We start from the raw sequence: 21977 nt of genomic DNA, 5'->3' as shown, positions 1-21977 counted from the left end.
GGCGCCAGGAAGGGCTCCAGGAGGGGCTTCAGGAAGGCGAAAAGCGGGCACTGCTGGAGGTGCTCGACGCGCGGGGCCTGGAGGTGGATGCCGAGGCACGACAGAGAATCCTGGAGTGCACCCGGCCCGCCCAGCTCAAGAGCTGGCTTCGAAGGGCGGTGACGGCGAAGTCCGTCCAGGAGCTCTTCGCGCGCGCCCCCGCCGCCTCCAGGTCCACGTCACGTGGAGCCAAGAAGCGGGGCCGAGCCAAGGGCCCCCGCGGCGCTTGAGGCGGCATCGGTGCGGAGGCCTGCACGGGCTCCCCGTGCGCGTTACACACGGGGCGACTTCGCCGTGAAGGAGCTTCGTTGGAGACCGTCGCGCTGGTGCTGGTGCTGTCGTCCGCGTTCTTCCATGCCTCGTGGAACGCGCTGCTCAAGCGGCACCCGAACCCGGAAGTCGGCGTGGTGAGTGTCATCTCCGTGTCCGTGGTGGGCGGTGGACTGTGGGCGCTCGGAATGAAGGGGCAGGCGTTTCCCACGATGCTCGGGCTGGCGTGGGCGCTGGGCGCGGGCCTGTGCGAGAGCATCTACCTGGCGTCCCTGTCCCGCGCGCTGAAGCAGGCGCCGCTGGGGCTCGCGTACACGGTGTCTCGCGGCGGGGCCATGTTGCTGGTGTGGCCGGTGTCCGTGCTGTGGCTGGGAGAGTCCGTGTCCCTGTGGATGGTGTCGGGCGCGGTGCTGCTGGGCGTGGGGCTGGTGGTGATGAACCTGTCGCGCCCCGCGGGCCCGGCGGCCACCGGCGTGGCGTGGGCCGCGCTCGCGGCGGTGTGCATCTCCGGCTACCACCTCGCGTACAAGCTGGCGCTCGCGGAGGGCGCGCAGCCGCCGGCCCTCTTCGCCACGGGACTGCTCGTCGCGCTGCCGGTGCTCGTGCTGGAGCGTGTCCGGAAGCTCGGGTGGGCCACGCTCCGGCGCGAGGCGCTCGTGCGCCCCGGGCTGGTCGTGTTCACCGGCATCATCTGCACGCTCTCCTTCGCGCTCCTGCTGTCCGCGCTGGGCAGCAGCGGCGCGGGCGCGGTGCTGACGCTGCGCAACACCTCCATCGCCTTCGCGCTGGCACTCGCCGCGCTCCAAGGAGAGCGGCTGGAGCGCCGGCAGCTCACGGGCGCCGCGCTCGTCGCGGTGGGCGCGGTGCTGCTGGGCGTACCGGGCTAGGAGCCCGTAGCCTGGGGGGCGAAGGAGCCTTCGCGAGATGCCGGGCAGGAGGCGCTCGCGGCCGCGCGTTCATGCGGCCTCCGCGGGCCCTGCCTCTCTCACGGGTGCCGGGCCGGGGCGGCGCGAGAAGCCGCCCCCGCCGGGTGTGCTACGGCGTAGGCGCAGCCGCCGTCATCCGCTGCAGGGCCGTCTTGGCGTCCTCGTGGTCGGGCTGGAGCTTCAGCGCCGTCTCATAGGACTGCTTCGCCTCGTCCATGCGCTTGGCGGCCTCCAGCAACTGGCCCAGCGCGTTGTGCGGCTCGGCGAAGCTCGGGTCCGCCTTCGCCGCGTCCCGGAAGGACTTCTCCGCCTGCTTCGCGTTGCCCTGCTGGTACTGCGCGTGGCCCAGGTACAGCAGCCCCAGCGGGTGGTCCTTGTCCACCTTCAGCACGGACGTCAGCACCTTCTTCGCCTTCGCGCCGTCGCCGCCGCGCAGGTAGATGAACCCCAGCTCGGCCCGCGCCTCCAGCTGCGCCGGGTCCTTCGCCACCACCGCCTCCAGCTCCGTCACCGCCAGGTCCGGCCGCCCGCGCCGCGAGTGGACGATGCCCAGCCGCGCCAGCGCCGCCGTGTCCGCCTCCTCGCCCTCCTTCGGCGTCAACATCCCCTCCGCCGTGACGTAGTCGCCCATGGCCATCAGCAGGTCCGCGAGCCCCAGCTTCGCCACGCGGTTGCCCGGCTCTTCCTTCAGCAGCGCCTCGTACAGCGGCCGGGCCTTCGCGCCCACCCGCTTCTTCGCGTACGCGTCCGCCAGCGCCAGCCGGCTCTCCGTCGTGGGCGCCAGCGTCACGCCCTCCTCGTACTGGGCGATGGCGCCGTCCAAATCACCCTTGGCCTTCAGCGCGTCGCCATACGCGGCGCGCGCGCTGGCGTCCTTCGGGAAGGCCTCCACCGCCGTCTTCAGCGTGGCCACCGCGTCGTCGGCCTTGCCCAGCCCGAGGTACGCCCGCGCGAGGCCCTGGTACGCCTCCGTCGTCTTCCGGCCGTCCTCGCTGCTCTTCTCAATCGCCTTCTTGAAGGCCTCGACGGCCTGCTTCTTCTTGCCCTGCAGGAGGTACAGGTGGCCCAGTTGCGTGTACGGGCCGCTGGCGCGGCGCGGCTCCAGCACCAGCGCCTTCTCGAAGGACTTCGTCGCCCGCACGTTGTCGCCGAGCTGGAAGTACGCCAAGCCCAGGTTGAAGTGCGCCTCCGCGTACTTCGGGTCCGCGGCGATGGCCTTGAGGAACGACTCCGTCGCCTTGCGCGGGTCGCCTTTCTCGTTCAGCGCCACGCCCAGGTTGTTGTGCGCGCGGGCGTGCTTCGGCTCCGCGGCCAGGGTGCGCTGGTACTCGGCGATGGCGCCGTCCAAGTCATTCTCCCGCAGGAGGATGACGCCCAGGTTGTAGTGCGCCTCCGCGTCGCCCAGCTTCTCGCGCGTGGCCTCGCGCAGCGTCTCCTTGGCCTCCGCGTTGAGGCCCTTCTCCGCCAGCGCCTTGCCCAGGTTGACGCGCGCCACGTTGAGCTTCGCGTCCAGCTTCAGCGCCTCGCGGTACGCCTCGATGGCGTCGTCCGTGCGGCTGGCGCGCTGCAGCGCCTCGCCCAGGTTGAAGCGCAGCTCCGCGTCCTGCGGCGACAGCTCCGTGGCCACCGAGTACTGGCTGATGGCCACGTCCGTCTCGTCCAGCACGCGCGCCAGGATGCCCCGCTCGGCGCGCAGCGTGGAGTCCTCCGGAAAGGCGGCGATGGCGGTATCCAGCACCGTGCGCGCCTTTTCCGCGTCACCCGACAGGCGCAGCGCCCGGGCCAGCGCCAGCTTGGGCGGCACGAGGTCCGGGGCCACCTCCACCAGCTTCGTCAGCGGCGCCAGCGCCTGCTTCGGCTTGTTGAGCGCGAGGAAGGCCGTGCCCAGCCGGTAGAGCGCGTCCGGGTCGTCCGGGGACGCCTCCAGCCGCTCGCTCTCCACGGCGGCGGTGCGCTCGAGGGTCGCCATATCCGGCGCCGGGGCCTGCGCGGTGAGCAACTGGAGGACGAGGAAGCCGCCTGTCGTCGACATTTAGAGGTTCTCCACGTAGGGACTCGCACGCGCGTCGAAGGTCTTCTTCGCGAGCGCCGACTTCTTCGCCTCCCACGCCTCCCTCGCCGCCTTCTCCTCCTTCTCGTCCTCGGCGAGCTCGGCGCGCTCCTCCTTCACCTCCGCCTCGCACTCGGACACCTGCTCCTCGTACTCCTTCTGGTCCAGCCGCTCGCTGCCCTCGACCTTGGCCTTGCGGGCCACCGTCAGCCGGGCCAGTTCGAACTTCGCGAAGGCGCAGCGCAGGGCCAGCTCCTCCACCTCGCGCAGGCCTACGTTGAGCCGCTGCCGCGCGCGCAGGTACTCCACGCGGGCCTCGGCCTCGGCGATGGCCAGCTTCGCCACCTCGCGGGACACCTCGTCCGGGGCGCGGTCCACCTCGTCCTCGGCCGCCTCCTGGCGGGAGCGGGCGCGGCGGATGTTGTCACGGGCGCGGCCAATCTCGTTGTCGGCCTCGTCCACCTTGTCGATGGCGAGCGCCAGGTCGTTCTCCGCCTCGAGCAGCTCGATGCGTGCCTCGTAGGGCAGCTTCTTCTCCAGCGAGTCGGGCACGCGCATGCCGTAGCGCGGGCCGCAGGCGGCCAGGAGGGGCAGGGTGAGCAGGACGATGCGCTTCATTGGGGGACCGTTGCCTCGAAGCTTCCGAAGATGGTGCGGCCGGAATAGACGTTGGTGCCGTTGATGAAGGTGACGTGGAAGTCACCGGTGATGCGGCTGCCGGGGTCGACAGTGGTGGAGTCCACCGTCAGCGTGCCGCGCGCGAGCTGCGGGAAGGTCCGCACCGGCTCGTCGAGCACGCTGCGGCCAATGGCGCCACGCTGCGCGCCACCCTCCAGCACCTCCGCGAGGTCGATGACGAGCGGGCCCGTATAGCCCTCCGGAATCATGTCCCCGACCTGAGCACTTACCTTGAGGATGGTGTTGAGCCCAGTGCCCTGTGGACTGACGAAGTTGATGGAAAGCTCACCCGGGGCCCACTGGGCCTCGGCGCGCTGGTAGCGCAGGTCCACCACCTCGGACACGCTGCCCTCCAGCTCGCCGCCCTCGCGCTCGCAGGCGCCGAGGGCCGCGAGCGCCGCGCACAGCGCGACGGCGCGGGAGAGCCGTGGCATGAGCGGGCTCACTTGCACGCCTTCCACCCTCCGTCCACGTCGGCGCCGGTGAGCGTGTTGACGTCCTTGAGGACGGCCAGCTCGCGGCGGGCCCCGTCCACGTCGCCGAAGCGGCAGCGCAACGCGGCCAGGTTGAGGCGGGCCTTGTCGAAGGTGGGGTCCGAGTCCATGGCCTTGGCGTACGCGGCGCGCGCGCCCATGGCGTCACCCATGTTGAGCAGCGCCCAGCCCAGCGCGGAGTGCGCCGAGGCCCGCGTGTCCTGCAGCTCCGTGACGCGGCCCAGGGTGAGCTGCGCCATGCCGTACTGGCGCGCCTCCAGGTACGCCAGGCCCAGCGCCTCCAGCGACTCGGCGGTGAGCGCGCGCTCGGCCTTCTTGCGCACCTCCTCCAGCGAGGCCGGTTGCGTGGGCGCGCCCGGCGGGGGAACCGGCAGGGCGGCCGTCTCGGCGCGCGCGCGGCAGCCCACCACCGCGGCGTTGAAGACCTCCAGCGACTCGGCGCGCGACAGGCATGCCTTGAAGGCCTCGTCCGAGCGCTGCTTCAGCGGCGCCACCTGCTCCTTCACGGCCGCGCGGAACTGCTGCGACTCCGCGGCGGACAGGCCCGCCGGCACTGGCGTCTGCTCCACCACGTCCGCGATGTGGCCGTACGCCAGCGCCAGCTTCCACAGCGACGCCACCGCCCACTCCGGGTAGCCCAGCTGCGCCGACTGCGTGTAGATGCCCTCCAGGCTCTGCAGCGCGGCGACCTTCTCCTCCACCTTGTCGGCGGGCAAATCCCGGTAGCCGCGGTAGAGGATTTCGCCGAGGTACCACAGGCCCTTGGCGGCCTCCTCCGTCTGCCCGTTGGGGCCCTGCACCGCCTTGGTGAGGGTGGCGATGAGCGCGTCGGCGGGAGCGGTGGGGGCGGTGGTGGCCTGCACCTCCGCGAGCACCGCCGCGGCGCCCGCGCTGCGCGGGTCCAGCTTCAGCGCGGACTCGGCGGCCGTCTTCGCGCGCGAGTAGTCCTTCTGCTTCAGGCGGGCCTCGGCCAGCAGCACCAGCACCTCGGCCCGGCGCGCGCCGGCGACCTCGGACGCGGCCTCCAGGTTGCGCGCCGCCTCCTTGTACTCGCCCAGCGCCATGCGCAGCCGGGCGCCGGCCAGCCAGCCGTCCACCGCGGCGAAGTCCGCGCCCAGCTTCTGGCCCACCTGCTCGAACCAGCCCGCCGCCTCGCCGAACGCCGCGGCCTCCGCCGAGTGACGGCCCAGCGTCAGGAGCACGTCCGACAGGTACTGGCTCTTCGGGTAGTCATGCACCAGCTTCGCGCCCAGCTCGCGCTCGGCCTGCATGTCGCGCTTCTCGCGCGCCGCGGTGAAGGCGCCGTACAGCGCCTTCTCGCCGATGTCGGTGTTCTTGTTCTCGTCCGCCACCTTCACGAGGCCCTGGATGACGTCGCCCGTCTCCTGGGCGCTCGCCAGCGCGAGCTCGTCCAGCGCCTCGGCGCGGCTCTGGGTGATGATCTTCTGCACTTCCGCGCGGAAGTTGGCCGGCAGCGGCGCGCCGAGGAACTTCTTGCCCGTCTCCTCCAGGCCCTTGAAGTCGTTGAGCTGCCGGAGGCTGTCCAGCGCCAGGTTGCCGGCGACGGCGGCCTCCTTGTGCTGCGGGTGGGAGAGCGCGAACGCGGTGAACAGCTCCGCCGCCTTCGGGTACTCGCCGTCCTCGTAGTAGGCGCGGGCGATGTTGAACTTCACGTTGAGGGCGTTCTCGCTCCTGGGGTAGCGCGAGACGAACTCGGCGCCCAGGAGCTTCATGGCCTGGCGCGCGTCCGCCACCTCGAAGGCGTTGCGCTTCTGCGCCTCCTCCGGCTTGAGCGTGGAGAAGTGCGCGAGCAGCGCGGCGTTGAGGGCCTCTTCCTCGCCCTTGGCGTCCTTCGCCTTGGCCTCGTAGCGGGCCAGCTCCTCGAACTGGCGCGCGGCCTCCGGGAAGGCGTTGGCGGCGAACAGCGCGTCCGCGCGGTTCTTCATGATGGGCCGCACGTACTGCTCGGGCCGGAAGAGGCTCAGGTACGCCTCGTAGGCCGAGGCCGTGCGCAGGTAGAGGTCCTTGTCCTCCTTCTTCTGCGCCGCCAGGTGCAGCTGCGTGCCCAGGTCGCGGGCCATCTCCTCCAGCTCGGCCAGGTGCTTCTTGCGGTCCGTCTCCGGCAGCTCCGGGTCCGTCTTGCTCTGCACCGCCGCGCGCACCAGGAAGCGGATGTCCTCCGGCTCCGGCAGCACCTTGCCCTTGGACGCCTTGAGGGCGTCATAGAGCTTCTGGCCGCGCTCCAGGTCCAGCTCGGGGTCGAACTGGATTTCCATCAGCTGGCGCAGCGCGGGGATGGCCCACTCGTACTGCTGCTTGATGAAGTAGCGGTTGCCCAGCTTGTCCAGCGCGAGCGCGTACGTGGCGCGGCTGTCGCTGAGCTTCTCGAAGTAGTTGAGCGCGCCCTTGGGCGGCTTGGCCTCGGTGTAGCTGTAGACGAGGTCCAGCAGCGCCTCGCGCTTGACGTTGAGCGCCTTCTTCACGTCCACGCCGGGCAGCGGGGCGCTGGCGGCGGCGGCCTCGAAGAACGTCACCGCCTCGGCGTGCTTGGCCTGATTGACGCGAATCCAGCCCATCTTGTAGCGGGCCAGGTCGTGCACGGGGGAGGGCGGCGCCTCGAGGATGGCCTGGTAGTGCTTCTCCGCCTCGACGAGGTCCGCCTTGTCGAAGAAGTGGTCGCCGAGAATCTGCTCGGCCTCCAGGCGCAGCGGGCTGTTGGGGTACTTGCGCGTCAGGTCGCCGAGCGTCTTGAGCATCTCGTCGAACTGACCGAGCTCGCGCTGCTCGTGCGCCAGGTAGAACGTCACCTGGTCCGCGTCCTTGAAGTCCGGGTACTCGCGCAGCAGCCGGTAGTACATCTGCACGGCCTTCTGCTTCATGAGCCGCGTCTCGGGCGAGACGATGGCGCCGGTGGCACCCTCCGGCCGGGACTCGGCCTGGAGGTAGTACACGTAGCGGCTCTTCTCCACGTACAGCTCGGCCAGGCGGAACTGGAGGTCCGGCAGGTACGGGGCGTTGCGGCTCTTGGAGATGAGCTTCTCCGTCTCGCCGATGGAGCGGTCCACCTTGAAGATGTCGCGCTTGAGCTTGGCGATGAGCTCCTCGCGCTCCTTCGCCTTGGACACGATGGGGTTGGGGCCCGGTCCGGCACGTCCGGGCGCTCCAGGGGCGGCCGCCAGCATGGCGGCGGCAATCAGGCCGGTCAGATGGCCGGTCATGGGGTCTCCTCGATGCAGCGGCTCTCGATGCGGACCCGGTACGACTTCAGCTCGTCGTTCCAGTACTCCCCGTCGAAGCGGAAGGCGACGTTGGCGGGGGACAGCTCCTGCTCGTCCTCCGGCGCAACCACCTTCGCGCCCTTCTTCACGCGCTCGTACAGCTTCAGGCCCACTTCGTACTCCATGAGGCGCACCTGCTCGGCGGCGCGCAGGAGCGTGTCCGCCTCCTGGCGCACCGCCTCGGCCAGCCGCGCGTCATGGACGCGGACCGCCTCGGCGCGGGAAAGGTCATACAACTTGGTCAGGTGCGAGAAGAGCTGGTCGCCGAAGCTGCCGGCGTAGCGGCCCAGCCGCTCGCCCTCCAGCTCCAGCACTTCCACGAAGCGCGCGGCGCGCTGGGTGCTGCCGCGGGCGTTGGCCGCGCGGCGCAGGCGCGCGTCCTGGGTGAGGTCCTCGCGGTTGCGCACCGCCTCCAGCGAGTCCGCGAAGCGCCGCGTCAGCTCCTTGGCGGCGCGCTTGGCGGGCAGGTAGTGGCAGAGGTCGCGGTAGATGAGCGCGCGCAGCAGGTACTTGTCCGGGAGGAACTCGTCCCGGAAGGACGGCGCGTCCAGGGTGGTGAGAATGCCCAGCGAGGCGCGCAGCTCGCCCAGCTTGTAGCGGGTCCACGCCTCTTCCAGGTAGAGGCTGGCGCGGCCCGGGTCCAGCTCGGGCAGCTTCACGAGGCCGTAGGCCTCCAGCGCGCCCGGGTAGTCCTTGCGCTCGTAGCGCAGGCGGGCCACCGCGAGCGCCGACTCGTTGCGCGCCTCGCGGGTGAGCTTCTCGTCCTTGGACAGCGTGAGGAAGTCGGCGATGAGCTCGTCGGAGGGCTCCTTCACCGACTTGAGGCGGGTGACGAGCAGCGCGAACCTGGCATGGCTCGCTTCCGGACTGGTCTCCGTGAGCTTGGCGAAGTGGGTGTTGGCCCAGCGCTCGTTGCCCACGCGCAGGTCCACGAGGCCCTGCTGGTAGTGGGCGTACGCGCCGGTCTCCTCCGGAAGGAAGCCCAGATCCAGCGCGCCGAAGACCTGCTCGTCGATCATCACCTCGTCGTGCGGGCGGTCGGTGAGCTGCTTGAGCGCGTCCAGGGCGCGGGGCAGCACGTTGGGATTGGAGCGCTCGCGGGCGATGCGCGCCAGGTACGAGGCCCCGGCGTGCGTCAGGCCCAGGTCGATGAGGCTCCTGGCGAGGAAGTACTGGCCCCAGGCGTAGTTCTCGTCCGTCTTCGGCGCCTGCTGCAGCCACGCGTACAGCGGGCCGGCGGCGTCGCGCGGCTTGCCGTCGAAGTAGTCCTGGAGCGCCTCGTCGAAGACGGCGGGGTCCACCTTCTTCGGGGCGGGAGGCGCCGCCTCCGCGGGCTTCGCGGCGGTGGCCTCGGCGGGCTTGCCGGCCTCGGCGGCAGCGGGCTTGCCGCTGGCGGCGGGGGCGGGCGTGGACGTGGCCTGGGCGGCACCCGCCGGGCGCTGGGCACCGGAGGGCGGCGGAGGCATGGGCAGGCTGCCGCCGCCGGACTGCGCCGTGGCGGGCCGTGGAGACACGAGGAGCGCGGCGCTGGCGAGCGCGGCGATGAGCGAGCGAGGAGTCATTCCGTGGCGCCGAAGTTGAACGCGGTGCCGAGCTGGACCGAGAGGACGTTGTTGATGCGCGACGCGCCGGTGAAGACGACGTTGTTCGTCACGTCGAAGCGGAAGGAAATCGCCTGGCTGGAGAACAGCCGCAGGCCGAGGCCCACGTTGGCCGCGGGCCGGAAGCCGCCCGAGCGGTTGAGCTTCACCACCGTGCCGCCGCCCAGCAGGAAGGCCTCGAAGTGCAGCACCGTGCTGTTGAGGAAGGCCGTCTTGCCGTACAGCGGGCTCCAGACGAGGTCCGAGCCCACCATCCACTGCACCTGGTCCTCGGAGGCGGAGGAGACGGGCGCCACGTCGAAGTCGCGCTCCAGCTGGGTGCGCAGGCTCGTCTGGAGGTTGTAGCTGTACGTGCCGCGGCCCACCTGCCAGCCGAAGGTGTCGCTGAAGTGGTACGTGTAGGACACGTTGCCGGTGAGGCCCTTGTAGAAGGCGTCATCCGGCAGCACGCCGACTCCGAGCAGCAGCTCGTGGTGCATCCGGTACCGGCGCTCCTGAATGGCGGAGACGGCGCCGGGGTTCTCCAGCGCCTCTGCCTGTGCACGGGCAAGGCCGGGCACCAGGAACAAGAGAATGAGCAGGGCGTATCGCACGGTGGGGGCTTCCTGGAGGGGGGTTGGCGTCAGTAGCCGACCGAGTTGAAGAGGAAGGGGTAGGTGATGATGACCACCCCGCCCTTGGGGGCGGGGAAGGTCCACGACTTGAGGTTGGAGAGGATGCAGGACTCCACGGACGCATTGCGCAGCGTGGAGGACTTCGTCTTCGCGGCCACGACGCGGCCGGCGGTGCCGATGGTCCACTCCAGCACGACCTTGCCGGCGAGGCCGGGGTCCTTGAGCAGGGCGCGCTCGTAGCAGCCGTGCACCTCGTTGAGGTGGCTGTTGATGACGCGCGCCACCGCTTCACGGTCCACGGTGCCCTGGGTGGAGGAGATGCTGCGGGCCGTGGCGCGGGTGACGGTGCCGCCCACCTTGCCCTTGCCCACGCCGCCCACGCCCAGCGCGCCGATGCCGCCGCCGCCCTTGCCGCGCAGGATTTCGGCGCCCAGCGTGGCGCCGCCGCCCTTGCCGCCGCCGCCCAGGCCGAAGGTGCCCAGGCCCGCGTTGGCGATGGGCGCCTTCCCGATGAGGCCGGACAGCTTGTAGTTGGAGTTCTTCACGTTCTTGCTGCCCGGGCCGCTGCCCAGCTTGTCCACCGCGGCCAACAGGTCGTTGGTGGCGGGGCCAGCGGCGGACAGCTTCGCCAGCGCCTTGAGCGCCTTGCTCTCCGGCGCGGCGGCCACGGCCTTGGACGGCTGCGGCGGCGGGGGCGTCTTCTCCACCGGCTTGGGCGGCGCCTTCTCCGCGACCTTCTCCTTCACCGGCTTGGGCGCCTTCTCCTTGAGGGCCTCCAGCTTCTTCTTCGCCTCCTCCTTCTTCTTCGGCTCGGGGGCGATGAGGCGCAGGGCCACGGGGGGCAGGTTCTTCTGCGTGAAGTCCGCCGTCTCCGGGGTCGCCGGCTTCATGACGATGAAGGACGCGAAGGCGGCGCCGAAGAGGGCGAAGCACGCCAGCGCCAGCCAGGGCAGGCCGCTGAGCGGGTTGACGAAGACGCGCTCCGGCTTGGGAGCCGCGTAGGCCACCAGCGACATGTGGCCCTGCGTCAGGCGCGCGGCGGTGCCCTCGCGCAGGGTGATGAAGCGGCGGCTGCCGTCGGACTCCAGCGCGGCGCCGGTGACGGGGGTGAAGCGGCCGTCATTGCCGCTGCGCTCCACCTCCGTGCCCGGGGGCACGAAGAGGCGGAAGGTGCCGCTGATGGACTCGGCGAGGACGAAGGGCGCGCCCGTCTCGGGCAGCGAGAAGCCCCACAGGGGCATGGCGTCGGGCAGGTCCAGCGAGGCCTGCACGGGCTTCTTCTTGTCCGGCGCGAAGCGGCGCGCGTCCTTGCGCACCGCGCCCCAGTACAGCTCCAGGTAGAGCTGCGCGGTGCCCTTGCCCGGGGCGATGCGCGGCGCGTGCGTGGGACGCGAGGCCACGCGCTGCGGCTCCCGCAGCAGCGGGCCGGTGGGCTCGGGCAGCGGGTCCAGCGCGACGTCCGCCATCAGGTCGTCCGCGAGCAGCAGGCTCGGGGCGGCGGAGGCGGCGGCGGGCGGCGGCTCCTGCGCGGCGCGGCGGCGCACCGACGGCAGGGTGCTGGCCGGCACGGGCGCGACGGGCTGCTGCTGCTGCGAGGGCCACTGCGCATGCGTCCCCGGCACCGGCACCGGCGAGACGACCTGCGGCGGGGGCGCCGCGGGCGGCGGCATGGGGACGACGTTGGCCGCGGGCGCGTAGGCGGCCTGCGTCACCGCGTTCCCCGCGCGCGCCGCGGGGGGCGGCTGCGGCACGGCGCGCACCGCGGGCACGGTGGCGGCGAGCGGCTGCTGGGACGGCGCGGTCGGCGCCGCCGGGCGGAGCTGCCTCACCTGCGCGGGCGGAGGGGCCGCGGGCGGCTGGGCGGCGCCGAGCAGCGCGGCCACCTCCGGCGGAGGCTGGGGCTTGGTCTCCTGTGGCCTCTGCGAGAGCACCCGGGTCTTGAGGACGAAGGGCCCGCAGAGGACCTCGTCCACGGAGCGGATCTCACACGCGGACACGCGGTGGCCGTTGACGAACAGGCCCGTGGTGGAGCCCGCGTCCTGGACGGCCGCGCGCCCGTTCTGGAAGTAGAGCAGCGCGTGGCGCGGCTCCACGGACGGGTCATCCAGCCGCAGGTCGGACGCGGGGTCCGAGCCGAGCGAGTACGTGCCCGGGACGAACACCTCCGTCCCCACGAGCAGACCGTCGCGGAGGATGACAACTTGCAGGACGCTGGGCTGACCGCTCAACGGTGACGCTCCCTTCGAGGGCTGGTGGGCGGTGCTTCCTACTGGTCGTACACCGTGGAGAGCGTCTCGGAGCGGAAGCTCTCGCGCTCGCGGATCATCGACCGCGTCTTCAGTTCCTTGCGGTCGTAGAGGTAGACGGCGCCGGACTTGTTCGTCTGCCCCTGGATGAGCCGGTCATCGAAGTCGATGCGGGACGGGCCACGCTGCGGCGGAGCCGACGAGGCGGCGGCCTCGGGCTCGCCCGTCACTGGATCCGCCACCGCCGGGCTCTTCGTTTCAATCTTCGGTGGAGCCTTCGAGGAGGACTTCTTGCCGGCCTTGGCCTTCGCCGCGCGCGTCGCACGACGGCTCTGGGCCCAGGAGTCACTCGGGAGGAACAGCGTGCCGATTCCGAGGAGCTGGGCGACGGCCATGAAGAGGAGGAATCGTCGCATCATCAACAGGTTAAGCGATGCGTGTACCGAGCTGTCAACGCACACTCCAGGGTGGGTCCACATGTCTCGTCGCACAGGTGTGGGGGGCACTCCACCCCATGTGGGGCGCCTGCTCCACGAATCAGACCCGTATGTTGCCGGAGCGCTGGAAAGATGGCGTGAAAGAGCGTGCTGGCCCGCTCCCGCAGTCGTACTCCTGCCGAGCAGGCAAGGCTCAAGATCATCGCGGCGAGGCGGGCCTTGGAGGATGCTGTGGCCGTGACAGGCACGGCACGAAAGTGGGGCGTGGTCGCGGCGCTGGGCGGAACGCTGGCCGTCGCGGGCGTGGTGGCGCTGCGCGAGCGCGCGTCGTCCTCGGGAGCGCCCTCTGGCGCGACACCTCCCGCGGCGTCCCCGGGGCCGCGGCTCGTGTCCGTGGGCCCCCGTCTCACGAGCAATGAGACCTCCCAGCCGCTGTCGATATACGGCGAGCGGCTGGTGCCGGGCCTGAAGCTGGTGCTGGGCCCGCCGCTGTCGCGCGAGCTGCCGCTGGTGGTGGTGGACTCGGGCCACGCCTTTGCCCGCCTGCCGGCCGGGCTGGCATTGCCGGACGACCTGCCGCAGGTGGTGGTGGAGGCGCGGCTGTCCCCTCCGGCCGAGGGCTCCGCGCGCCTGACGGTGGTGAACGACGCGGCCTTCCCCGACCTCACGGCGCTGGCGCTGTCCCCGGACGGGCGCACACTGCTCATCGCTTCGCCCCCTACGGACACGGTGTTCGCGCTGGACGTGGAGGCGGGCCGCGTGGAGCGGCTCGCGGCGGGAGACGGGCCGTCGGCGCTCGCCACCTGGAAGGACGCGGAGGGCCGGCCGTGGCTGGGCGTGGCGCACCGTTACCAGCCGGAGCTGCGCCTGTACGCGCTGGACGCACCGGGAAGCGAGCCCCGCGTGCTGCCGGCGCCCGTGGGCGCGCACGGGCTGGAGGTGGATGGCGCGCGCGGCGTGGCCTTTGTCGCGGAGCACGTGCGCGACCGGGTGCACGCGCTGTCGCTCGCGGACGGAGCGCGGAAGTGGTCCGCCGCGGTGGACCCCAACCCGCGCGCGCTGGCGCGGTGGAAGGACCTGCTGGCGGTGGGCAGCCTCCAGACGGGGCAACTGGAGCTGCTGCGCCAGACGGACGGAACCCCGGTGGCCACGGTGGTGCCGGGGCCGGGCGTGTCGATTCTCGGCGGCCACACGGAGCCCTTCCGCGAGCAGGTGATGGGCGGCAAGGCGCCCCGCGCGCTGGTGGCGAGCGAGCGGCTGGGCCGTCTCTTCATGTCCAGCCTGGGCCCGAACGTGGGGCCCAACCCGAAGCGCATGGAGGTGAGCGCCAACAGCGGCGTGGCGGTGGTGGACCCGGCGCGCGGCGACTACGTGCGGCACCGCGGCTTCGGCGCGGGCGTGACGGAGGGGCTCGCGCTGGATGACGCCGCCGGGCTGCTCTACGCGGCGGACATCGGCATCGGCCGCGTGCGGGTGCTGGACGCGCGCGCGCTCGCCGGCGCGGAGAAGGCGGCGCGCGGCGCGGTGCTCCAGGAGATTGTGATGACGCCGCCCCCCGGCACGCCGCGAATCCGCCCGGCCGCGGACTTCTCGACGAAGGGCCGCGCGGGCGAGGAGCTGCACTCCGGGCCGCGCGCGCTGGTGCTGTCGCCGGACGGGGCCACGCTCTACGTGCTCAACCGCCTCACGCGCACGGTGGCGGTGGTGGACGTGCGCGAGGCGCGAGCGGGCCGGGCCCGCGTGGTGCGCCAGCTCCCGGTGGTGGAGGGCCGCGCGCAGGCCAAGCGCCGCCTGGGACAGGTCCTCTACTACGTGGACCTCGGCCGCACGGGCATCACCTGCGACGGCTGCCACATCGAGGGCCACACCGGCGGCGTCTTCTACGAGAAGATGCGGCCCAACAACCGCATCTACCGGTCCACCACCGCGCTGGGCAGCCGGGACACGCCGCCGTACTTCACGCCCGCCAGCCACCCCGACCTCGCGGACACGGCGCGCTTCGTGGGCGGCCGCAACCGCTTCCACAACCCGGACCCTTCCCCCGAGGAGGTGGAGGCGCTCTCCCTCTTCAACGCGCTGCTGCCCACGCCGCCCAACCCGTTCCGGGGCGCGGACGGCGCGCCGCTGGAGACGGTGGAGCTGCCGGACGGCGGGGTGGGGCGGCCGGCGCGCGGGCGCGAGCTGTTCGAGGGCCAGGGCCGCTGCGTCGAGTGCCACCCCGCGCCGCTCTACACGCTGGACCAGGACCCGGCCACGCGCGGCCAATACCTGGATGTGGGCACGCCGGTGGCGCTGCCGCTGCGGCTGGAGCAGCAGGACCTGGTGACGGGCGCCGCGCCACCGTCGCTGGTGGGCGCGTGGGACGTGTGGCCCATGCTGACGAGCGCCACCGCGGGCTACGCGGTGAAGGACGGGCGGCTGGTGGTGGACACGCGCTTCCCGCTGCGCGCGGTGCTGGAGTCCTCCGGCCCGCGGCACGGAGATGCCCGCTCGCTCACGCCCGAGGAGCGGGATGACCTGCTCGCGTTCCTGCTGACGCTGTAGGCCCGAGCAGCGCCCGGAGGGCAGCCGACCCGGCGGGCCTGTTCCACGGCGAGCCGAAATCTCGGCCCTCGCTGTGCCGCGTTCACCGCGAATCAGCGACCTGCCCTCGCAGTCGCTTGCGTGATGTCGGGGCGCTGTTGTGTAGAATCGGATTGATGCGCGCCCTTTCGCGTTCCGCCTGGCTCCTCGTGCCCCTGTTGTTGCTGTCGTGCTCCGACGTGGGGCTGTACGCCCTGGACGGGCGTGGCCCCGGCGGAAAGGACCGCGCCAGCTTCTCCGGAAACGTGTGCGTTCCGCTGGCGGGAGGTGACGCCTTCCCCACCAAGGTGCTCTTCGCCATCGAGGGCGGAGACGGCGTGGAGGCGGAGATGGTGGGCCATGCCACCGACGGCCTGTCCACCCTCACCAGCCGCTTCTCCGGGCCCTTCGTCCAGTTCGGACTCGTGGCGTACCACACCGTCGCCACGGGCATCCTGGGCAGCTTCTCCGACGCGTCCGAGTTCCAGGCGGCGCTGCCGCGCTACGCCTCCTATCAGGAGTCCGGTCCTGTCAGCACGCGCTCGGCGCTGCGGCTGGCCAAGACGCTGCTGTCCGGCGACATGCAGACGTCCTGCCGCGGAGAGGTGGCCCGCACGCGCTACATGGTGGTGGTCATCGTCCGCAGCACCGACACCAGCTGTGCCCGCGCCCGGGGAAGCGACGTCTTCGCCTCGGGCCTGGACGCGCGCTGCGTGGCGCTCTCCAACGCGACGGGCTGCAACGCGAATCCGGGCGCCCAGGCCACGTGCGACGTCGGGTGCAGCAGCTGCGAGTTGACGGCCGTCACCGGTGAAATCAAGGCCCTGGCCGAGCAGTTCGGCGCGGGCGAGGTGGTCGTCCAGCCCATCTACGTGCGCGGCACCACCGTGGACCCCGTCACCCGGCAGCTCGCGGCCGCCATCGCCAGCGCCGGCGGCACCGAGCCCATCGAGGTGGACTTCGCGGGCCTGCCCGGCGCCCTCACCAACATCAAGTACGCCGCGCGCACGAACAGCCTCAAGCTCAAGCGCTTCATCGCCTTCAACCGCAACGTGGTGGTCCGCGCCGGCCAGTCGCTCGCCGACAGCGACGGCGACGGCCTGCCCGACGTGGACGAGGACGCGCTGGGCACCGACGCGCTCCAGCTCGACACGGACCAGGACGGGCTGATGGACGGCCTGGAGGTCCGCATGGGCCTGGACCCGCTCCAGCCCGACGTCATCAATGGCTGCAACGTGTCCCTCGACGAGGACGGCGACCGGCTCAACACCTGCGAGGAGCGCGTGCTCGGCACCGACCCCTGCATCGGCGACACGGACGGCGACGCGGTGCCGGACCTCGTGGAGTTGCTGTCCATGACGAACCCGCTCGTGCCCGAGGACCTGCTGGACTCGGACCGCGACGGCCTCTCCAACGTCGCCGAAATCGAGGCCCACGGCGACCCGCTCAGCGCCGACCTCGACTTCCACCGCGAGCGCGGCTACGGCTACGACCTCGTCGAGTCCGAGCCCACCGTCGACGGCCGCACCTGCTACGCCGCCCGCGCGGAGAACATCACCGTCGTCCCCACCCGCGCGCGTCCGCACCCCTTCATCCCGGGCGAGGTCATCCCCGCGGGCACCAACGAAATCTATCTCTACCTCCAGGCCGGCCGGGACAATGACCCGCGCGGCGCTGGCATCGGCTCGCTCCTCATCCAGCCCATCCAGTACAGCGAGGAGGCCGGGAGGACTCCCTCCGGCTCCGTCGCCCTCGAACCCGACGCCTTCATTCTCGGTACCTGATCCACCCAAGGGTGTGGGGTCCACCCCTCGCCCGCCCTGGGGAGTGCCCCCCACACCCCTCAGGCTGCGTTCCCCTGGCCCGTACCCAACTCATTGAGATTCCTGGGTTTCGCTCATGTGTTTGGTACGGATCGTTCCTTGCTAGGGGCTCGTGGCTGAAAGGAGTCGCCATGACAGTCACGCGTCTTGCCTCGGTCCTCACTCTGGGGGCCTTCCTCTACCTGAGCCCCTCGGTGGCGCAGGCGCAGTCCAACAACAACCCGAACAACCCCGAGTGCCTCGGTGACAGCTGCGGCCGTCCGCAGGAGGAGGGCGGCGGCTGCGGGTGCGGCTGCGGCGGCTCGGTCTGGGTGAACTACACGGACGACGGGGACACGCTGGCCTACACGGACGACGCGGACGGCGACGGCCGCGCGGACGACCGTGACAACTGCCCCTTCGTCTCCAACCGCGACCAGACGGACGACGACGGCGACGGCGTGGGCAACGCCTGCGACAACTGCTCGACGCTGGCCAACTTCCAGCAGCGCGACGCGGACGGCGACGGCAAGGGCGACGACTGCGACGAGGACCAGGACAACGACGGCCAGCCCAACGCGAAGGACAACTGCCCGCTGGTGCCCAACTCGAGCCAGAGCGACCTGGACAAGGATGGCGCCGGTGACGTGTGCGACCTCGACGACGACAACGACGGCGTCCCCGACGGCCAGGACAGCTGCCCGCAGTGGGCCAACCAGAACCAGGCGGAGATGCCCACCGACGGCACCCCGTGCCGCGTGGACGCGGACGGCGACAACATCTCCGACAACGGCGACAACTGCCCCGGTCTGGCCAACCCGGACCAGGCGGACGCGGACGGGGACGGCCAGGGCAACGCGTGCGACGCGGACATCGATGACGACGGCGCCCTCAACGCGGCGGACAACTGCCCGGCGGTCGCCAACCGCGAGCAGTACGATGACGACCGCGACGGCCGCGGTGACGCCTGCGACACGCGCTACTGCCTCGTGCTGGACCCCGCCCGCCCGGAGGACTGCCTGGACCCGAAGGCGCCCTTCACGGTGAGCGGCGGCGGCTTCGTGGAGGTCGACGAGGCGGGCGTGGCCCTGCGCCCCGCCCTGTTCGCCAACCGCAACGGCGCGGCCATGGAGTACAAGTGGACCGTGACGAAGCGCCCCAGCGGCTCCAACGCGGTGGTGGAGAACCCGCAGGGCGCGGTGACGCTCAGCCGCGACTGGCAGTACACCTATGTGGACGGCAGCGTGCCCACCTTCACGCCGGACGAGGAGGGTGAGTACGAGCTGCAGGTGACGGCGCGCCTGGCCTTCGCCGACCGCGTCTTCCCCGACCAGCGCGTCTCCACCTCGAGTGTCATCGTCCAGGTAGGCAAGGGCACGAGCGGCAGCAACTGCAGCTCGGTGCCGGCGGGCTTCAGCGCCGCCGCGCTGGGCGCCGCGCTGCTCAGCGTGCTGATGCGCCGCCGTCGCCGCCAGGAGTAATATCGCCGTCCCCCCGCCAGGAGGTCCCTCCCGCATGCGCCGCTTCATTCGTACCCCGCTGCTCGCGGCGGGCCTCCTGGCCCTGGGCCTGTTGTCCTGCACCGACTCGATGCTCGAGCCCCGGGCCCAGGCGCAGTCCCAGCTCGACGACCGGCTGACGCTGCAGGGGCGCGTGTGCACGCGCCCGCCCAACCCCTCCGGCTTCCCGGTGAAGGTGGTGGTCGTCATCGACGAGTCCGGCAGCATGTGCGTGTCGGACCCGCCGGGCTCGCAGCTCGACAGCGGCTTCTGTCAGCAGGCCGAGGTGCAGGCCATCATCCCTCCCGGCGTCACCGAGCCCGCGCGCGTGCGCGCCCTCAAGCGGCTGGTGCAGCAGTTCCGCGACGTCAACGCGCAGGGCGGCAACGTGCAGGTGTCCGTCGCCCCCTTCGAGACGAACGTGCGCAACGTGTGGCCGCCCACCACCACGGGCAGCCGCTTCGCCCGGCCAGACACCAACATCGACAGCTACATCAGCGGCCTGCAGAGCCAGTTGGGCAAGGGCACCGACTACCAGGGCGCGCTGTCGTACGCGTACAGCATCATCTCCAGCGACATCAACGCGGTGGCCCAGTCCACCCCGGAACTCCTGCCGCGCACCCGCTACGTCGTCGTCTTCCTCACCGACGGCACGCCGTACCCGCGCTGCTCCGCCACCGACAACCTCAGCGTGTACGCCAGCCCGGACAACCCGGACCTGACGTGGGCGGACTCCATCATCGGCTTCTGCAACGCCACCAACACCACGGACCAGATAGAAGGGTTCGAAATCGGCACGGACCGCAACCAGAACTACCAGCTGTTCAGCTACGTGCGGCGGCTGATGGAGCTGAAGGACCAGCACAACGTGGGCGACGTGCGGATGCACACGGTGCTGCTGTTCAACCGGGAGGCGGTGCGCGCCTGCGGCCCCATCTGCCAGGAAATCTACGGCATCTACCCGGGCGTGGAGCAGGCGCGCTACCCCGAGGCCGCCAAGTCCATTGCCTCGTGGCTCCTGCGGCGCTTCGCGGACATGGGCAACGGCGTGTACCAGGAGTTCAACGACACGGCCGAGATCTCCAACCTGGGCCTGGGCGCGCTGGACTACTCGTCCTTCGCCTCGCGCAACGTGATGAAGTCGCTGGTGGTGGAGGCGCTCAGCTCCGCGCCGGGCGACGAGGGGCGCGTGCTGGACAGCGACGGCGACGGGGTGCCGGACTCGCGGGACAACAACTTCACGCTGGGCACCAACACCTTCATCGCCGACAGTGACGGCGACTGCCTGGACGACGGCTTCGAGGACCGCCGCGAGGACCAGGGCTTCCGGGCGGCCAACGACCTGGACGCGCGCGGGTGCGACCCGAAGTCGCCGCTGACGCGCAACTGCGTGTGCCGCGACACGGACGGTGACGGCCTGTCGCAGTTCTCCGAGGACTTCCTGGGCACGCGCGCCGGCATCGTGGACAGCGACGGCGACGGCATTCCGGACGGCATGGAGGCGCGGTGGACGCTGAAGCCGACGGAGGCCAACGTGGCGGGCCTGGACACGGACGGTGACGGGCTGACGGACGAGGCGGAGCTGCGCGCGGGCACGGACCCCACCCGGAGGGACCGCGCCTTCTACGAGCGCAACGGCTACCAGTACGAGACGCGCATCGCCGAGGTCCGCCCGGACGGCAGCATCTGCTACGACTTCACCGTGTCCAACATCCAGCTCGTCACCCCGCCGGACCGCGCGGGCGTGAAGCAGGGACACAACCTCTTCAAGGTGTGGTTCGCCGAGGCGCCGGAGAGCGGCGTGTCCTCCGACTACGGCGTGTGGCGCACCGCCTGCGCGTGGGCCCAGTACGCGCCGCCCAGCGTGCGCGTGCCGGCCGGCCCCGAGCTGTCGCTGACGGACGCCGACTTCCGCCGGCCCGACCAGCTCAGCAACCCGTGGAACAACCAGAACGACTGCGTGGGCACGCCGCCCTCCGGTCCGAGGGCCAACCCGTGAGCCGTGCCAGCCGTGTCCTGGCGGGCCTGCTGACCGCGTTCGTCGTGGTGGTGGCCTGCACCGACTCCTACCTCTATGACCCGCGCCGCGACGCGGAGGTCCCCGTGGACCGGGCCGTGGCCTTCGAGGGCCGGTTCTGCTCGGTGGGCACCAACGAGGTGGTGCGGCCCATCAAGCTCGTGGTGGCCATGGACGCCTCGCAGTCCATGCGCGTGAGCGACCCGGACGGCACGCGCGCCACCGCGCTGGTGGACCTCATCGACAACCTGCCCAGGGACCCGGAGGTGCACGTCGCGGTGATGCTCTTCGCGGGCAGCACCACGGCCTTCCTCACCCAGACGCCGGGCAACCCGCCGCAGGACGGCTTCGTGCAGGTGGCCAGCATGGACGACGCCACGCGCCGCCGCATCACCGAGCAGCTGCTCACCTTCCGCAACCCGGACAACTCACCGAACCGGGACTCGACGGACTTCGTCAAGCCGCTGTCGGACATCTACTCGCTCATCAACACGGACATCGCGCGCAGCCGGCTGGAGCCGGGCGGTGCGCAGGCGCTGGCGCAGGCGCGCTACTCGGTCATCTTCCTGTCGGACGGCAAGCCCACCAACGACCAGGACGGCGAGCTCATCAACGGCGACGCGGTGGTGCGCATCCGCCAGCTGCGAGACCTGGTGGAGGAGGTGCGCGTCAACACCGTGCACGTCTTCCTGCCCACGCAGCCGGTGTCGTCGTGCGACCTGGCCGCGGACGCCGGCTGCCCGCTGCTCATCATCAACCAGAACGCGGACCGGCTGGAGAAGATGGCGGCCCTGGGCGGCGGCAACTTCCGCGACTTCCGCAACAACGAGCCCATCAACTTCCTGGACTTCTCCTTCGGCCAGGTGCGCCGCTCCTTCATCGTGAAGGAGGTCGTGGCCACCAACTTCTCCGCGCCGCCGGGCAGCCCGGTGGACGCGGCGGACACGGACGGGGACGGCCTGACGGACGCGCGCGAGGCGGAGATTGGCACCGACCCCAACCTCATGGACACGGACGGGGACGGCTTCAGCGACGGCGTGGAGGTGTACTTCCGCGACCGCGGCGTGGACTTCAACCCCACGCAGGTGGCGCTGCCGGACGGGGGCGGGCTGGACAAGGGCTGCCCGCCGCAGCTGCGCGCCGAGGACTCGGACTGCGACCGGCTGCTCGACTGCGACGAGCAGTTCATCGGCACCAACGCGAACCTCGCCGACAGCGACCGCGACGGCGTGCCGGACGGCATCGAGTGGCGTGGCGGCACGCAGGGCGCCAGCGACGATTTGGACGAGGACCCGGACAACGACGGGCTGACGAGCCGCGCCGAGCTGCGCCTGCACACCCGCCCGCTGGAGGTGGACACCGCCAACCTGTCCGTGGACGGCTACCGCTACGTCTTCGAGGCGGACGGCGCCCCGGACGCGCTGGGCCGCCAGTGCTACACGCTGCGCGTGGACAACATCCTGC

14 protein-coding genes and 2 pseudogenes are annotated in these 21977 nt (G+C 71.5%); 8 read left to right on the top strand and 8 right to left on the bottom strand.

Annotated elements, in window-relative coordinates; translation table 11 throughout:
• The 3 genes and pseudogenes from HG543_RS34720 to HG543_RS57175 all read left to right on the top strand — a co-directional run.
• Window positions 1-269: pseudogene (locus tag HG543_RS34720) on the top strand (hypothetical protein); the annotation flags it as partial.
• 333 nt (window positions 270-602) lie between these two features.
• A pseudogene (locus tag HG543_RS57180) lies at window positions 603-734 on the top strand (permease); the annotation flags it as partial.
• 9 nt (window positions 735-743) lie between these two features.
• Window positions 744-1196 carry an EamA family transporter gene (locus HG543_RS57175; protein ID WP_439332613.1) on the top strand — a complete coding sequence of 151 codons (453 nt, stop codon included), beginning with the start codon at window positions 744-746 and terminating at the stop codon, window positions 1194-1196.
• A 148-nt stretch (window positions 1197-1344) separates the two neighbouring features.
• Here HG543_RS57175 and HG543_RS34710 read toward each other — a convergent pair whose 3' ends face one another.
• From HG543_RS34710 to HG543_RS34675, 8 genes are read right to left on the bottom strand one after another with little or no spacing between them, the layout of a single operon-like run.
• Window positions 1345-3267: a tetratricopeptide repeat protein gene (locus tag HG543_RS34710; RefSeq protein ID WP_169349208.1), complete on the bottom strand. Its 1923-nt coding sequence runs from the start codon at window positions 3265-3267 to the stop codon at window positions 1345-1347.
• Entirely contained in the window at window positions 3268-3903 is a 636-nt protein-coding gene (locus HG543_RS34705) for a hypothetical protein (protein ID WP_169349207.1), read from the bottom strand.
• On the bottom strand, window positions 3900-4397 hold the full coding sequence (locus tag HG543_RS34700; protein WP_211194361.1) for a hypothetical protein: 498 nt from the start codon (window positions 4395-4397) through the stop codon (window positions 3900-3902). The genes HG543_RS34705 and HG543_RS34700 overlap by 4 nt, the downstream gene beginning before the upstream one ends.
• A gap of 8 nt (window positions 4398-4405) precedes the next feature.
• Window positions 4406-7675, bottom strand: a complete 3270-nt coding sequence (gene bamD / locus HG543_RS34695; RefSeq protein WP_169349205.1) for an outer membrane protein assembly factor BamD — start codon at window positions 7673-7675, stop codon at window positions 4406-4408.
• Entirely contained in the window at window positions 7672-9297 is a 1626-nt protein-coding gene (locus HG543_RS34690; protein ID WP_169349204.1) for a hypothetical protein, read from the bottom strand. The genes bamD and HG543_RS34690 overlap by 4 nt, the downstream gene beginning before the upstream one ends.
• Entirely contained in the window at window positions 9294-9929 is a 636-nt protein-coding gene (locus HG543_RS34685; protein ID WP_169349203.1) for an outer membrane beta-barrel domain-containing protein, read from the bottom strand. The genes HG543_RS34690 and HG543_RS34685 overlap by 4 nt, the downstream gene beginning before the upstream one ends.
• A gap of 29 nt (window positions 9930-9958) precedes the next feature.
• A complete protein-coding gene (locus tag HG543_RS34680; RefSeq protein ID WP_169349202.1) occupies window positions 9959-12178 on the bottom strand; it encodes an AgmX/PglI C-terminal domain-containing protein in 2220 nt (739 codons plus the stop codon).
• 38 nt (window positions 12179-12216) lie between these two features.
• Entirely contained in the window at window positions 12217-12615 is a 399-nt protein-coding gene (locus HG543_RS34675; RefSeq protein WP_246357512.1) for a hypothetical protein, read from the bottom strand.
• Between the two features lie 255 nt (window positions 12616-12870).
• Between HG543_RS34675 and HG543_RS34670 the strand changes: the two genes are divergently transcribed.
• From HG543_RS34670 to HG543_RS34650, 5 genes are all read left to right on the top strand, one after another.
• On the top strand, window positions 12871-15177 hold the full coding sequence (locus tag HG543_RS34670) for an MtsA protein (RefSeq protein WP_343073514.1): 2307 nt from the start codon (window positions 12871-12873) through the stop codon (window positions 15175-15177).
• Window positions 15178-15332: 155 nt separating this feature from the next.
• Window positions 15333-16979: a calcium-binding protein gene (locus HG543_RS34665; protein WP_169349201.1), complete on the top strand. Its 1647-nt coding sequence runs from the start codon at window positions 15333-15335 to the stop codon at window positions 16977-16979.
• 170 nt (window positions 16980-17149) lie between these two features.
• Complete coding sequence (mtsC, locus tag HG543_RS34660; protein WP_169349200.1) at window positions 17150-18478, top strand: cell-cell cohesion MYXO-CTERM protein MtsC; 1329 nt, start codon at window positions 17150-17152, stop codon at window positions 18476-18478.
• Window positions 18479-18512: 34 nt separating this feature from the next.
• The gene (gene mtsD / locus HG543_RS34655; RefSeq protein ID WP_169349199.1) at window positions 18513-20495 is read left to right on the top strand and encodes a cell-cell cohesion protein MtsD; all 1983 of its coding nucleotides are present in this window, start codon (window positions 18513-18515) and stop codon (window positions 20493-20495) included.
• A partial coding sequence (locus HG543_RS34650; RefSeq protein ID WP_169349198.1) for a vWA domain-containing protein occupies window positions 20492-21977 on the top strand: 1486 nt, incomplete at its 3' end. The genes mtsD and HG543_RS34650, both read left to right, overlap by 4 nt.

It is taken from the genome of Pyxidicoccus fallax, from assembly GCF_012933655.1.
In the GTDB taxonomy this organism is placed as follows: Bacteria; Myxococcota; Myxococcia; order Myxococcales; family Myxococcaceae; genus Myxococcus; species Myxococcus fallax.
The sequence above is the reverse complement of the archived record's forward strand: the minus strand, read 5'-3'. Positions and strand labels throughout refer to the sequence as shown.